General features: G+C 43.4%; 16 protein-coding genes. 6 read left to right on the top strand and 10 right to left on the bottom strand.

Features of this window, described 5'->3' with window-relative positions; all coding sequences use genetic code 11:
- The first annotated feature begins 26 nt into the window (after window positions 1–26).
- The 3 genes from epd to OE749_RS02025 all read left to right on the top strand — a co-directional run bounded on the left by epd (window position 27) and on the right by OE749_RS02025 (window position 3,252).
- Window positions 27–1,037: an erythrose-4-phosphate dehydrogenase gene (gene epd / locus OE749_RS02035; RefSeq protein ID WP_263710674.1), complete on the top strand. Its 1,011-nt coding sequence runs from the start codon at window positions 27–29 to the stop codon at window positions 1,035–1,037.
- Between the two features lie 43 nt (window positions 1,038–1,080).
- Window positions 1,081–2,259, top strand: coding sequence for a phosphoglycerate kinase (locus tag OE749_RS02030; protein ID WP_263710673.1), 1,179 nt, complete (start codon window positions 1,081–1,083; stop codon window positions 2,257–2,259).
- Window positions 2,260–2,352: 93 nt separating this feature from the next.
- Window positions 2,353–3,252, top strand: coding sequence for a fructose bisphosphate aldolase (locus OE749_RS02025; protein ID WP_263710672.1), 900 nt, complete (start codon window positions 2,353–2,355; stop codon window positions 3,250–3,252).
- 143 nt (window positions 3,253–3,395) lie between these two features.
- On the opposite strand, the gene OE749_RS02020 is transcribed toward OE749_RS02025, so the two are convergent.
- The 4 genes from OE749_RS02020 to OE749_RS02005 form a co-directional block, all read right to left on the bottom strand.
- A complete protein-coding gene (locus tag OE749_RS02020; protein WP_263710671.1) occupies window positions 3,396–3,821 on the bottom strand; it encodes a cupin domain-containing protein in 426 nt (141 codons plus the stop codon).
- 378 nt (window positions 3,822–4,199) lie between these two features.
- Complete coding sequence (locus OE749_RS02015; protein ID WP_263710670.1) at window positions 4,200–4,895, bottom strand: hypothetical protein; 696 nt, start codon at window positions 4,893–4,895, stop codon at window positions 4,200–4,202.
- Between the two features lie 153 nt (window positions 4,896–5,048).
- A complete protein-coding gene (locus OE749_RS02010; protein WP_263710669.1) occupies window positions 5,049–5,528 on the bottom strand; it encodes a YfiR family protein in 480 nt (159 codons plus the stop codon).
- 64 nt (window positions 5,529–5,592) lie between these two features.
- Complete coding sequence (locus OE749_RS02005) at window positions 5,593–6,636, bottom strand: hypothetical protein (RefSeq protein WP_263710668.1); 1,044 nt, start codon at window positions 6,634–6,636, stop codon at window positions 5,593–5,595.
- Window positions 6,637–6,890: 254 nt separating this feature from the next.
- Between OE749_RS02005 and OE749_RS02000 the strand changes: the two genes are divergently transcribed.
- A complete protein-coding gene (locus tag OE749_RS02000; protein WP_263710667.1) occupies window positions 6,891–7,148 on the top strand; it encodes a DUF1289 domain-containing protein in 258 nt (85 codons plus the stop codon).
- On the opposite strand, the gene OE749_RS01995 is transcribed toward OE749_RS02000, so the two are convergent.
- Window positions 7,112–8,089, bottom strand: coding sequence for an alpha/beta fold hydrolase (locus OE749_RS01995; RefSeq protein WP_263710666.1), 978 nt, complete (start codon window positions 8,087–8,089; stop codon window positions 7,112–7,114). The genes OE749_RS02000 and OE749_RS01995 overlap by 37 nt on opposite strands.
- Window positions 8,090–8,360: 271 nt before the next feature.
- On the opposite strand from OE749_RS01995, the gene OE749_RS01990 reads away from it, so the two are divergent.
- Entirely contained in the window at window positions 8,361–9,200 is an 840-nt protein-coding gene (locus OE749_RS01990) for an HDOD domain-containing protein (protein WP_263710665.1), read from the top strand.
- Between the two features lie 124 nt (window positions 9,201–9,324).
- A complete protein-coding gene (locus OE749_RS01985; RefSeq protein WP_263710664.1) occupies window positions 9,325–10,071 on the top strand; it encodes a DUF481 domain-containing protein in 747 nt (248 codons plus the stop codon).
- 92 nt (window positions 10,072–10,163) lie between these two features.
- Here OE749_RS01985 and serA read toward each other — a convergent pair whose 3' ends face one another.
- From serA to OE749_RS01960, 5 genes are all read right to left on the bottom strand, one after another.
- Window positions 10,164–11,393, bottom strand: coding sequence for a phosphoglycerate dehydrogenase (gene serA / locus OE749_RS01980; RefSeq protein WP_263710663.1), 1,230 nt, complete (start codon window positions 11,391–11,393; stop codon window positions 10,164–10,166).
- A gap of 191 nt (window positions 11,394–11,584) precedes the next feature.
- Window positions 11,585–12,241: a ribose-5-phosphate isomerase RpiA gene (rpiA, locus tag OE749_RS01975; protein ID WP_263710662.1), complete on the bottom strand. Its 657-nt coding sequence runs from the start codon at window positions 12,239–12,241 to the stop codon at window positions 11,585–11,587.
- 49 nt (window positions 12,242–12,290) lie between these two features.
- On the bottom strand, window positions 12,291–12,878 hold the full coding sequence (locus OE749_RS01970; RefSeq protein WP_263710661.1) for a 5-formyltetrahydrofolate cyclo-ligase: 588 nt from the start codon (window positions 12,876–12,878) through the stop codon (window positions 12,291–12,293).
- A gap of 53 nt (window positions 12,879–12,931) precedes the next feature.
- Window positions 12,932–13,873, bottom strand: coding sequence for a nucleoside hydrolase (locus tag OE749_RS01965; protein ID WP_263710660.1), 942 nt, complete (start codon window positions 13,871–13,873; stop codon window positions 12,932–12,934).
- A 57-nt stretch (window positions 13,874–13,930) separates the two neighbouring features.
- Window positions 13,931–14,824: a ribokinase gene (locus tag OE749_RS01960; protein ID WP_263710659.1), complete on the bottom strand. Its 894-nt coding sequence runs from the start codon at window positions 14,822–14,824 to the stop codon at window positions 13,931–13,933.
- Window positions 14,825–15,083: the final 259 nt, after the last annotated feature.

Genomic DNA, 15,083 nt, shown 5'->3' with positions numbered 1-15,083 from the left:
TGTGATAAAAGGAACAGACGTTTAGCATGTTGCGAATTGCTATAAATGGGTTTGGACGAATTGGGCGTAATGTGTTGCGCGCGATTTATGAAACGGGGCGCAATAGTCACTTCCGTGTTGTGGCCATTAATGAAATTGCCGAACCAGAAGGTATTGCGCACTTACTTAAATACGATACATCCCATGGTCGTTTTGCATTTGACACGCGCCTAGAAGGCGACACCCTGTCGGTCGCTGGCGATCCCATTCGCCTATTTCGGCATACCGATATCTCTGAACTTCCTTGGAGTGAGTTTGATGTCGATTTAGTGCTTGAATGTACGGGGGTATTTGGCGATAGAGAAGCTGGCGAAGCACATATTCGTCAAGGCGCGAAGAAAGTGTTATTTTCTCAGCCTTGCCAATCTGATTTAGACGCAACCGTGATATATGGCATCAACGACGATGCGTTAACGTCTAGCGACCGTATCGTATCGAACGGTTCTTGTACGACGAATTGTATCGTGCCCGTTATACAAGTGCTTGATAATGCCTTTACCGTTGAAAGTGGCACAATAACGACAATTCATTCATCTATGCATGATCAGCAAGTGATCGACGCTTACCACACAGATTTACGACGAACGCGCGCTGCAAGTCAGTCGATCATACCTGTTGATACCAAACTGGCGAGAGGCATCGAGCGCATTTTGCCCAAGTTTGCGGGTAAATTTGAGGCGATCGCAGTGAGGGTGCCTACGATTAATGTCACGGCGATGGATTTAAGTGTGACGTTAGCATCAAACGTAACCATTCAAGATGTGAATGAGGCTTTAAAGCACGCCCGTGAAGGTCGCTTAAGTGGCATTTTAGGGTACACCGAAGAGCCATTGGTATCGGTAGATTTTAACCACGATCCACATTCTTGCATCGTCGATGGCACGCAAACCCGAGTGAGCCATAAGCAGCTCGTCAAAACGTTGGTGTGGTGTGACAACGAGTGGGGCTTCGCTAATCGTATGCTAGACACAGCAATGGCAATGTTTACGTGCAAATAGCGTAAATTAAATGGAAAATTTTTAAGATAAGTAAAGGGGTATTATGTCTATTTTAAAAATGACAGATATAGACTTGAGTGGCAAGCGCGTATTGATTCGCGAAGACCTGAACGTGCCAATTAAAGACGGCAAAGTCACATCTGATGCGCGAATAAAAGCTTCTTTACCCACCATAGAGCATGCTGTCAAAGCTGGGGCAAAAGTCATGGTAATGTCTCACCTTGGCAGACCCGTTGAAGGTGAATATGATGACGCTTATTCTTTGCAGCCTGTGGTTGATTATTTAAAGCAGGCTTTACCTTGTTCAGTTAGGCTTGAACGCGACTATTTGCAGGGCGTAGACGTAAGTTCAGGCGAAGTTGTCGTGCTTGAAAACGTGCGTTTTAACGTTGGCGAAAAGAAAGATGACGAAGCATTGTCAAAGCAATATGCTGCGCTTTGTGACATTTATGTGATGGATGCATTTGGCACTGCACATCGTGCTCAAGCATCTACGCATGGTGCTGGAAAATATGCACCAGTGGCTGTTGCAGGTCCACTTCTGGCGGCAGAGTTAGATGCACTAGGTAAAGCCCTTGATAACCCAGCTAGACCGTTACTTGCCATTGTTGGTGGCTCGAAAGTATCAACGAAACTCACGGTATTGGAGTCTCTGTCAACAAAGGTCGATCAGCTTATTGTGGGTGGCGGTATTGCAAATACCTTTATTGCCGCGCAAGGGCATGCTGTAGGCAAGTCTTTGTACGAAGAAGACTTGATGTCTGAAGCTAACCGTTTGTTAGACAATGCACGCAAAAATGGCGGTGACATTCCCGTTCCGGTCGATGTTGTGACGGGCAAAGCATTTTCTGAGACCGCAGAAGCGACCTTAAAACCCGTATCTGACGTTGCTGAAGACGATATGATATTCGATGTCGGTCCTGAAACGTCAGAGCAGCTCGCGACGTTAATTAAAAATGCGGGCACCATCGTATGGAATGGGCCGGTAGGCGTATTTGAATTTGACCAGTTTGGTCATGGTACGCAGGCGTTGGCGAATGCAATTGCAGAAAGTGATGCTTTCTCTATTGCTGGTGGCGGCGATACACTGGCCGCAGTTGATAAATATAATATTGCTGAGCACGTTTCGTATATTTCAACTGGAGGCGGTGCTTTTCTTGAATTCTTAGAAGGCAAAACCCTTCCTGCTGTGGCGATGCTAGAAGCGCGAGCCGCAGAATAAAATACCTTAAATAATAAGAGAGCGAACCACGCTCCAACCTTTGTAACCCCGCCACAGATGTGGCAAAAACAGAACTGAAAAGGAGTGTTGCTAATGGCATCACAAGCACAAAAAGATATGCTGGAAAAAGTGAAAACAAAGCCTGGCTTTATTGCTGCACTTGATCAAAGTGGTGGCAGTACGCCTAAAGCACTGAAACTGTATGGTGTATCTGAAAGTGAGTACGCAAACGATGATGAAATGTTTGCAAAGGTACATGAGATGCGTACTCGAATCATTACTAGCAATGCATTCAATGGTGACCGTATCCTTGGTGCTATTTTATTTGAAAATACACTGGATAGAGAAATCAACGGTAAGTCCTCTGCTCACTATTTATGGCAAGAAAAGCAGGTTGTGCCTTTCTTAAAAGTCGATAAAGGCTTAGCTGAAGATGTTAACGGCGTACAATTAATGAAACCTATGCCAGGCCTAGATACGTTGCTAGAAAAAGCCAATGGTCAGGACGTATTTGGGACAAAAATGCGTTCAGTGATCAAATTGGCTAACCCTCAAGGAATTAAGGATGTTGTAGGACAACAATTCGAGGTAGCAAAACAGATTCTTGCTGCGGGCTTGGTGCCTATTATTGAGCCTGAGGTTGATATCAATAGCCCTGAGAAAGCAGAAGCTGAAGCATTATTGCGTGATGAACTATTAGCACATTTAGATGGGTTAGATTCAGAGCAGTTGGTGATGCTTAAATTGACGTTGCCAAATGAAGATGATTTTTACAAAGTGTGTGTTGATCACAAAAATGTACTTAAAGTAGTTGCGCTATCAGGCGGATACAATCGCCAAGATGCCAACGACAAACTATCGAAAAACCATGGCATGATCGCGAGCTTCTCACGTGCGTTAACAGAAGGCGTGAGTGCACAGCAATCAGAAGCAGAATTTGAAGCAATGCTGAATGATGCAATCGAATCTATCTACCAAGCGAGTAAGTCGTAAGATCTATTGCTAACAAAATAATATAAGGGGCACGAGATGCCCCTTTTTTATGGGGCGAAAAGTAAATACAGCTCCCGTAGAGAGAGCTGTAGATAGGTTATTTTATGGTTGAAAGTAGCTGATTTGGGCTAAGGTCCTTACCTCTATGCACAGCAGCAGCAGTAACAGTAGCAAATCATCGCACCTGAAGGGCCCACGTCAAATTCATACGGTTCGCCAGCTGGTATAAACATCCAATCTCCCTCTTTGAGCTCTTGATCTTTGTAAATGATAGAGCCACCTACAATCAATCTGAAGCCGTCACCTTCATCATGGCTGTGTCGTTTCACCTTTGTGTCAGGGGCTCCGACGGAATAGAAAAGCTGTGATGGCTTTTCCATAAAGACGGGAAACTGCACCTTTTTGAAGCCTTCTGGTACATTGTCTACTTCGAGGTCGGCTGTGAGTTGCTTCATCGCTTTGTCTTGAGAGCTCACGATTTTGGTTGGATAAGAATAACCACGTTTTTCGTATGCTTTTTTGATGCGCTCAAGGCCCTGATCAAACGTTAGACGGTTTGGTTTAAACATAATATTTCTCCAATGAAAACGCTCGGCTTAAAGATTGCTCAGATCCCCCGAGATAGGAAAGGAGCGAAAAAACTAAAACCCACATTCTGTGTTTTAGCAGTGAAGAGACAGTAGGAAGTGAAAGCGAAAGAATGAATACGCGCTAGAAAATCCCTATCGTAATTGCGGTACGACATCCTGTCTCAGAATAAGAGTGCGTTACGACAGACATCTCTCCCATTTATAAATAGGATTTTTTATATCTGATTAATTTTGAAAGATATTTAGATTACGGAGATTGGGTAAACCAATATTGAGATGATGCAAGTTCAAATCAAAGGTCTTTGCATGTCATGAATAAAACGCCCCGCTGATCGGGGCATTGATCTTGGAGAATGGTTAAGGCTTTATTGGCATTTCCTTTTGTCGAGTTAAGCCTAAACTCAACAATCCAATCAGTAGTAACACCGCAGTTATTGGTTCTGGAATATCTGTTGGTGTTGTGTTTGTTGATGAAATATCAGCAAACGTAATATTATCAATCGCGAAACCAGCGAATAATGAAGACAAGGTAATTTCAACCCGATCAAACGTCGTATTAGATTCGAAATAGACAACGGCCGGATCGGTGGCGCGTCTACGGTAAACGGTGGTGTCTAGCAATGTATCTGAAGAAAAGGTGCGGACTAAAAAGTCAACGTTAAACTCGTCTACAATCTGAAAGCCAAATTGTGCAGCTTCATTAACGAGAGAAATAGTAAAACCCGCGTTGTTCAAGAAATAATCGATACCATGTGAGCGGTTAACAATTGAAAGTTCACCGTTTACGCTACTCAGTGCGTTGCCGTTATCGCCTACTTGGATCTTTTCTGTACCTTGGCTTGGCATAAGCGATCCCAACAGATCGATGTTGGAAATGCCGCCTGCATTAAATATATCTGATGAAACTGAACCTAGGTTAAATGATTCAAAATCAGTGACAATAGCGTCGCCATATAGGCTAGCCTGATCGATTTTCAATAGGCTGGCAGATGTGCTTGCCGTGGCGAAAATAAATGTAGCGACGATAAACTTCAACAATGTAGGCGTATTCATACTTCGATTACCCGCGATGTTAGCATTGAGACTAATGGCTAAGAATACTTAAATTAAGCAAATATTGCGCCTTTTTGTTTTACTGTTTTATTTTCAATAAGTTAACGTGACAGAGTGAAATGTTAGGTAGACGGGTGTAAAACGAACAGACACTCAGCGCTTAATTGAGCCAGCCAGTCGCAAAATCTCAGCGGGAAGTGAAATATCTAGTTTTTGTAGTTCAGTGATGTTGATTTCATATTGGATGGTGTTGGCCTTCTTGGAGAATGTTATTAACGTATTCGGATGAACTTGTTGATAGTTAATCGAAATAATTATGCGAGTGCGCGAAGGAGGAAGCATTTGAATTGTTGGACGGGTGAGAAATACGAGGTTGCAGTCTGGATAAGCAATGGAATTTGAAATGGTTATTTCATGTGAATGTGCGTTTTTACTTAATTGGAGCTGTTGAAAAAAGTCGATAAATGAAGTGGCTGCATCGGTACAGAAAATGATTGTATTTGAATGGTTAGTTTTTCTGGGCCAGTCTATTAATTGAATAAAGTGACTTATATAGGCCGCGTATATTTTCATTTCTTTTGAGGGCGAGGGATCACTTTGTTGCGCTGGTTGTGCCTGTGCGTTTAAGGTCATTGATGCCATGCTAAAAATGACAAAATAGAGACACGTGATGCAACGGTGAACCCAATTCATTGCGCTAGAATGCCTTTTCCAGCGTCAACGAGAAAGAGGAGTTTTCTTTAGGCTGTGGGCCATTGAGGTGTTGATATACAGGAATCGTAATGCCAACGTTAAACTGCATAGATGTACTGAAAGTCTTAACGACGTCGATACCTAATCTGACTTTTTCTCCGCCATAAAAGTTGGGGTTGGTAATGCTGGCGGGATAAGGAAATCGAGAATGAACTAGAAGCCTGCTATCACTGCCTCGGATTGGGCCAGAGTGCTCAGCTTCTACAGAAAATGAGAATGTTGTAGATGCATTCATTGACGTATTAAGGTGCATATAAACTGAAACCGTATTTCCCAACCTGTAATCTCGCTTATTTTTCCCTGTTCGTATGACACCTTTAAGACCTGTTGTTATATGGGTTTTCGAACCCCAGGTTTTTTCAATTAAGGCCGTGATGTCAAGTGTGCCAGAGCCCATTTGCATTGTGTAGGGAAGCGGCTGTTTACCTGGTGAACGCGGTGTATCGCCTTCTTTGTCAATTGAACCTGTGGGCAAAAGCACACCAGCTGAAAGACGCAGCGGGTTGTCGCCTTCATTTACTCTGTAATCTACCAATAACGATACGTCACCTATTCCATCCGACTCGAGGGTAAATTGATCATATCCAGAGATGATGCTGATATGTTCAGTAGATTGACTAAGTACTGGCAATGTGAAACTTAAGTTAGAACGAGATGACAGAGCGTATTTAGCGCTCAGTACATGTGCGGTTTGTCTAATAGACGTGGGAACGACCGGAAAATTGCCCGAGGTTCTTTCCTCGGCTACGCCCGACCATAACAACTCATCATTTAAGAGCGATCGACTTCCAATAAGATAGTCGTCATAACTTACAGACTTAAATTGATAACTTATTGCCCATTTAGATTGGGGGTATAGCTCCGAAAATTCAACGTGTAGCAAATCCTCTAAGCTGAGTTGTGCGAATTCTGAAGGTGTGCTTTGCGAATAAGCGTTCGAGACAACGAAACCGAATAAAAAGGTGCCTGCTACAATTAACTTTTTCAAAGATTTGAATTCCATTTCCTAGTTGACCTATCAGGAAGCCCAATCATATCAATATTGAGAGGGTGCCTTGATTCGTTTGATATGTAATAGTACGTTTATTTTCTCATTTACTCGCTACAATGTGAATGTAAGCTAGAGTAAGCCGTTGGAAGTATTACATAGTTTGCGTTAAATCAAATGAATTTACGTTAATATTCATCTAAAACTCTTACTTAGATGCCTTTCATGTAAAAAAATGATGCAAGGGAGGAAATATGAATCAGCTAGAGTTTTTTGATATACCTAGCCCTTGTATTGGCGTGTGTGAATCTGGCCCTAAAGGGTATTGTATTGGTTGTTACAGAAGTAGAGAAGAGCGCCTTTACTGGCATCAATTAAACGATGACACTAAGCGAATCGTTATTCAGGCGTGCCATAGAAGGCGCAAACGCGCTGAGGCGGCAACTCGAAAAAAAGCAGTCGCCTCTCCTCAAATTCAAAAATCACTGTGGGGTGATGATGGTGCCTTCTGAATGTTCTCTTCAATTTCAGCTATAAACGTAGGCCAGAGAGCTTCTGGCAATGTATGCCCCATCCCGTCAATGATTACTTTTTTAGAGCCTGGTATGAATGAAGATAACTCGTCGGCGCATTTTACAGGAATAACAGGATCGTCACTTCCATGAATCACCAATGTGGGTGCGTGGATTTGGAGAAGTTTGGGACGCCTTTCAGGTGCGCTTAGCACTGCAGCTAATTGACGGAGTATTCCCGCATGGTTGTGACCCCTCGTACGGGCTTCCATCAACGTATTTGTGATTCTTTTTTCGTCTTCGAGATAGTGGTTGCCACTCAATACTCGCCAGATTTTTAATGCCTTGGTTTTGTAACGCTCTTCTTCTAATGGAATTGGGCGCGTGCAATGGCGAAGCAATTTGAGTTTAGGGCGTACAATATCTAAATTACCACTACTCGACATAATATTGGCCAGACTCAATACGCGATGAGGCGCTTTAATCGTCATACATTGCGCTATCATGCCTCCCATTGAAGCTCCGACTAAATGTACATGTTTAACACCCAACACATTTAATAAGCCGAATGCGTCGGCTGCCATGTCGTTTAACGTATATTGTACGCCTGATTTCTTAAACAAATACCGATAAGAAAATAACTCCCACAACGAAGGCGTGCGTAAATGATTTAAAAACGAACTGTGGCCAATGTCACGGTTATCAAACCGAATAACGTAGTATCCTTTAGCGGCTAATTGACGACAAAAACGTTCATCCCAGTGCACGGACTGCATTGCAAGACCCATGATAAGTAATATCGCAGGGTCTTTAGGGCTTCCAAATGTCTCGTAGGCAAGTTGTAAACCATTGACATTAACAAGGCTTTCACCGCCGTGAAGTCGCTTGCTAAATAACGGAATGATATCGCACGCATGGCTGGCAATGATTCGTTTTTCCATTTTGTTCGCTCCTTTCCCTGAATTACGCTGTGTATAAAATAAGACGCAGCCGCTTTGTCTGAGGATTGTAATTGGGTTTCAACTAACGCTTTGTTGAAAGAATAGCATACCAACGACTGTCTAATGGTACAGGTTATCGCAGAAAATTTTGTTACTACAATTTGTTATAAAACGTATCTAAGTCAGTGTAAGGTATGGCAAAATATCACCGAAAACTTGTGTTTCGTTGTTTATACTCTCTTTAGCCTGTTTGTTAAGGATGCCAGAATTAATGCAGATTACCGATTACACCCGTTACGCATCGCAATCTTTTACGCTTCCTGAAATATGCGTGCGCATTCGAAAAATGCTCGATGACGATAGCTCTAATATCGATGACATCGCAGCGTTGGTCGGTGTCGATCCTTCTTTAACCTCCAAGTTACTGAAATTGGCAAATAGTCCTCTTTTTCGGTTTCGCTCTCAAGTAGATAGTATTTCCAAAGCTATCAACGTCATTGGGGGAGAAGCGCTGTATAATTTGGTTATGGCTGAAACTGCGAGTTCAGCGTTTAGTCAATTGGCCTCAAAAGACTTTGACTTAGTGCGCTTTTGGAATCAGAGCCTTTATTGTGCTTTGGTGGCTAAGGATCTCGCAAAATTGTTGCGGATTAGGGGAAGCGAAAAGTTTTTTTTACTGGGGTTAATGCATAATTTAGGCGAGCTGGTGGTCTCTGCGAAAACACCCAACTTAGCGGAAGAATGTGGTGAGTTTTCAGACGATATTTCGCCTTGGCAAAAGCAGAAAAATACCCTCAAGTTTCATTTTACTGATTGTAGTGCCGCGATTATGCGAGACTGGTTACTACCAGAGCAGTTATGCTATATGGTAGAGCATATTCATGATCAGCCTAAAGCATTGAGTAACAAAGAGATTGCAGTATTGTATTCCGCGCTTCGTATTTCAGCGTCGATGGTAGCCGAGAAAGAATTTCCTCTAACGCGTGCTCTAGACAATGATGTCACCAAGCAACTGGATTTGGATGATAGCGCGATACAAGACGCAATGCGCTTTGCCAGAATGGAAGCATCTAAAATGCTTTCTATCATGAAGCCCAAAGTCGCCGCCTAGCATGATGGTGTTCATTAAAGGTGACATGAGCGCAAAATATCCTCATTGGTCTGTATTTTAATTATCACTTCTATACAATAGTTAGTTTACATTTACACATACTCAGAAAGGTTTAAAACAGTCTATGAAGTTTGCGCTGTTCTCGTTATTGCCGTTAGTCTTCGTGCCACATGTACTAGCTCAGTCTAGTGAAGAGTCAAAGCCCCTTACGTTGGATGGAGAGTTTGGTTTAATCGTGACAACAGGGAACACTGAAACGACCTCATTTAAAACTAAGCTATCGTCTCATCATGAATTAGAGAGTTGGAGTAACGATTACATCGCTGAAGCGTTATATAAGCAAGAAAATATTGAAAACGACGATGGTGAAGAAGAAAGCCAAACATCAGCGCAGAAGATATTCTTGTCGGCGCAAGGTAACTACAAGTTAGACAATCCAGAGTACCGATTATTCGGCTTCTCCTCTTATGAAGATGACCGTTTTAGCAGCTTTAAATACCAAGCTACGATTGCGAGTGGTTGGTCTCACAAAGTGTGGGACGATGAGTACGGAAAGTTTGAATACAGCATCGGGCCCGGTTATTCCATAGCCGAAACCAATGAGGGGGAAAGCGCGAATAGTATTATTGCCAGGGGGGCATTAGATTATCGTTGGAAGATTTCTGAAACAGCAACATTCAGGCAGCAGTTCAGTACGGAAGTCGGTGCAGATAACACTAAGTCAAAGTCTGAAACCTCTGTGTCGGCTCAAATTAATGGTGGATTGGCAATGAAAGTGTCGTTGACAATGGACCATAACTCAGACGTCGATGAAGATAAAGAGCACCTAGACACGCAAACAGCAGTCACTGTGGTTTACAATTTTTTCTAGAGATGATTTAGCGAAGCCTGTCCTCACCAACAGGTTTACATTCAGAGGGAGACGGTAGCCTCCCTGTGGTGTTATATTTCGATTCGTCGAAATTAGTGTAGAATACGTGTTTTTATGGTTGCACTTATCTGTTTAAGCTCACTAAATGCAGCCTCAGCGTCATCTGAATCCACATCAATCACCACGTAACCAATATTTTCATTCGTTTGCAAATACTGCGCTGCAATGTTGATGTTTTGCTCAGCGAACGCTCGGTTAATTTGCGTTAATACGCCAGGTTCATTGTTGTGAATGTGAAGTAATCTAGAGCGCCCAGTATGCTCTGGTAGCGACACTTCTGGGAAGTTAACCGCCGATAGCGTAGACCCGTTGTCACTGTATTTAGCCAGCTTGCCTGCTACTTCAATACCGATGTTTTGTTGAGCTTCTTGGGTGCTACCACCCACATGGGGCGTTAAGATAACGTTATCAAACTCCCTTAATGGCGACACAAACTCTTCACTGTTAGATTTTGGCTCTACAGGGAATACATCAATGGCCGCGCCGCTGAGTTTTTTGTTTCGTAATGCATCTGTTAGCGCATCGATGTCTATTACCGTGCCCCGAGCAGCATTCATAAGAATGGCCCCGTCTTTCATTAAAGCCAATTGCTCTATACCAATCATGTTTTGTGTTTGTGGTGTTTCTGGCACATGCAAACTAATGACATCTGACGTGCGTAGAAGCTCATCAAGGGTTCTGACTTGCGTAGAGTTACCTAATACTAATTTGTCTTCGATATCATAAAATTGCACTCGCATTCCCAAGTGTTCAGCAAGAATACTTAGCTGGGTGCCAATGTGACCATAACCGATAATACCCAAAACCTTTCCTCGGGCTTCGTATGAACCCGCGGCACTCTTCAACCATTCTCCACGGTGAGCTTTGGCATTTTTTTCAGGGATACCACGAAGCAACAAAATCAGCTGTCCAAGCACAAGTTCTGCGACAGAGCGTGTGTTTGAAAATGGTGCATTAAATACGGGAATGCCTCGCGCCTGAGTTGCCTTGAGATCGACTTGATTTGTGCCAATACAAAAGCAGCCAATTGCGACGAGCTTTTCAGCGGCGTTGACGACTTTTTCCGTAATCTGTGTGCGCGATCGAATACCAATAAAGTGGGCATCTTTCGCTTTTTCTATTAACTCGTCTTCTGGAAGCGATGTTTTAATGTAATCAATATTACTGTAACCATTGGCCTGCAATGTTTCTAGTGCGCTTTGGTGCACACCCTCCAGTAACAATATTTTTATTTTATCTTTTGGTAGAGAAACCTTACTCATTGCTAAACCCACACTTGTTACTTTTTGTTATCACGTTTTATTTGAATTGCAGACGATAGCGTGTTCACACTGATCACTCTTCATTTTAATAGGATATAAAAATGAAAAGTAAACAAGATGTAAATAAGCCATCTGGACGTCTAGTAGACGTCCTCGAAAATAGCAAAATGCGTGGGAAGGTGGAAGAAAAATTATGCTATTTTTTCTACACCGCTTTCTTGACCCACTAATACGATATCTGCGCCTCGCTGTGCAAAAATTCCATTGGTGACAACGCCAACAATATTGTTAATCTTTTCTTCTAGCTCGACAGGGTTGGTAATAGACAGGTTATGAACGTCTAAAATGACATTGCCATTATCGGTAACCACGCCTTGACGGTAAACCGGGTCACCGCCTAATTTGACCAGTTCTCTAGCGACGTAAGAACGCGCCATAGGAATCACCTCTACAGGAAGCGGGAAGTGCCCTAGCACGGGAACCTGTTTGGTGTCATCTATGATACAAATGAACTTGTCTGCAACGGCTGCGACAATTTTTTCTCGGGTTAGGGCTGCACCGCCGCCTTTAATCATATGCTTGTGCTCAGTGATTTCATCTGCACCATCAACATAAATATCAAAATTACCCACACTGTTGAGATCTAATACCTCAATACCCAATGCTTTTAATTTGATGCTGGAGGCTTCTGAACTTGAAACGGCCCCAGCTATTTTGTGTTTAATGGGAGCCAGAGCATCGATAAAATGGTTGACTGTCGAACCAGTGCCTACGCCAATTATACTGTCATCTTTTACGTATTCTATTGCAGCTTGCGCAGCCGCTTTTTTCTTATCATCTTGGGTCATGAGAGGATCACTTATTTGAGGTCAAAAGATGGTACGGCAGTATAGCGGATTAGCGCGTAGAAAAAACCTGCTTTGGTGTAATGATTTTTGCTAAAGGAATGTCCCAGTGCTCACTGGGAAGATGATCGGCTTGTTGACACTTGTGGGCGACACCTACCACTTGCGTATTTAAACTATTACGGTTAATCGGAGCGAGTGTGCGGTCGTAAAATCCACCGCCCATGCCAAGGCGGTTACCTTCGGCGTCAAAGGCGACTAAAGGCGCAAGAATCAGGTCGATATTAGCTAGTGGGATAACATCGGTACACGCTAATTTAGGTTCAGCAATTCCATAATGATTGGCCTTCATCAGCGTATTGTGGTGATAGTTAAGGAACAATAGATGACCTTGGCTAAACGGATGAAGCACAGGCAGTGCAATCTGAATGTTTTGCTGCCAACAATATTCGATGGTAGGGGTGAGATCAATTTCCCCATCATTAGCTAGGTAGCAGGCGACAACGCGCGCTTTGTTGAGTAATGCAGCTTGTACAAGTTGTTGATGAAGATCTTGGCTGGCGCGATGCTGCTCAGATTGAGTTAGCGATTTACGTAATTGGCGAAAATGTTGTCGATAGTAGTTTCGATTGTGAGTCATAACATCCACTACGCGTAATAAAAAAGCCCTGCATTAACAGGGCTTATTGTCGCTTATTTGGCGTACGTGTCTAGGTACAATTGGCGAAGACGGTCGTGATCAACATCGACTGCAACGTTGATGGTTGCCGCTTCTAACCACAATGGGCTTGCTGTTGTGCCAGCCGGTGCCACGGTGGTTTGGCCTTTATTCAGCGGATCAGTCGATACGCGAGCATGGCCAGATTGAATTTTAAATAGGCTTGGGTCAATTAGATAAGCAAGCGGCATGGCATCGTGGAAGAAACACACGCGGTCGTCACGGTTCTGAGAATAGAACTCCACATAAAACTGCGCAGATTTATTCACAAATCCACCCAGCTTTTCGTTTTTGTTTTCTAGTTCTTTTAAGAAATCAGGTGTGAACGGCACGGCATTGGTGACATCTAAGCCAAACATGGTGAGTTCCCAATCTGCCGCGAATACGATTTCAGCGGCATGCGCGTCATTCCAAATATTTGCTTCAGCGACAGGTGTAACGTTACCCGGTACGAATGCAGCGCCGCCCATAATCGCAACACCTTTAACTAGCTTCGGCAGTTCTGGTTCAAGACGAAGGGCCAGAGCAAGGTTACCCAAAGGACCAATTGCAACCAGTGTAATTTCGCCAGGATACTTACGCGCCATATCGACGATGAATTGAGCAGAGCTACGTGGGTCTAGTTCGCGCTTTGATGACTCAACGTTGATGTTACCAAACCCATCGTCACCGTGAACGAAATGTGCATACGTAGACTCAGGGCCAACCCAAGGCATGCCGACACCTTTGGTAACCGGGATATCTTGGTCAGCAAGCTCACAAAGAGTGAGTGCGTTGCGCGCAGACATATCGACAGGAACATTGCCAAAAACAGTCGTTAGGCCTAGCACTTCAATATCAGGAGATTGAAATGCGAAAAAGATTGCCATTGCATCATCGATGCCCGGATCCGTATCAAGTATGATTTTATGTGCCATATTTGTTCTCTTTAGTTTGTAAGCCAATGCGAGAGCCACCCGCCATGGCGAAATTAGTTACATTTGCTTTTTCAAAAAATCGTTTACTTCAGCAATTTCAGGAATAGACTGCGCAGCGCCCACACGGGTCACGGCTAACGCCGAGGCTGCACATGCACGTGTGAGTGCGGTTTTTGCGTCGTGTTCTTTGGTGTAAGACGATAGGAAAAAGCCGATAAAGGTGTCACCCGCAGCGGTTGTGTCGACAGCGTCTACTAAGAATGCTGGCACATCAATAGATTCATCTTTACGCAACATGCGCACGCCAGCTTTGCCCAGCGTAATTAAAATCTCAGCGTGTGGCCAGTGGGTTCTAAAATAGCTTTCCATTTCGTCTAGCGCTTCACAGCCTGCAATTTCTGCTGCTTCAACTTCGTTCACAATCAATAGATCGATACAATTGTGAGGAAGCGATTTCACAGATTCAGTCATTGGCGCTGGATTGAAAGCCACCTTTAAGCCTTTGTCTTTTGCCTGACGTAATACTTGCTCAATGCCACTGGTTTCATTTTGTGTAAGTACCCAGTCGTTATCGCTGGCACTGTCTAACGCACGCAAAATATCCTGATCAGTTAATTCTTGGTTGGCACCACCAAACAAAACAATGCTGTTTTCGCCTTCGGGCGTTACTTGAATAATGGCATGCCCTGTAGGTGTTTGGGTGCACGCGACATATTTACAGTCGATTCCAGCTTTAATCATGGTTTGTTTAAAGCTGGCGTCGGATTCATGAATGCGTCCAACATGCTTGACTTCGACACCTGCTTTAGCAAGCGCGATTGACTGGTTTGCACCCTTACCGCCCAACAACTGTTGGTAGTGTGAGGACGCAAGCGTTTCACCAGGTTGAACGAAATGGTCGACTTGATAGACATGATCGATATTGATAGAGCCAAAATTGATGACTGCCATAATGAAGCTTCCGAATCCTTTAATTCAATAAGTATGTAGCGCATTGTAACCGAATACCAATCTACATTTTAATGACACCTGCATCTAGCGAGCGTATAAAATGTGTGCTCAAAGCATAAGTCCTCAACCAATAAAATGCGAGGCACCCTCTTCAATGGCTAAATTGAAGCGAGAAGTAAACGGTATTTGCGAACCAAACGAGAATTTTTATCACAACTGAGAGGAAATGAAAATCAAACTCCGTAATTTTTTGACTAAT

The sequence above is a fragment of the Fluctibacter corallii genome, from assembly GCF_025751585.1.
GTDB lineage: Bacteria > Pseudomonadota > Gammaproteobacteria > Enterobacterales > Alteromonadaceae > Fluctibacter_A > Fluctibacter_A corallii.
This window is presented reverse-complemented; position numbering and strand designations above follow the sequence as displayed.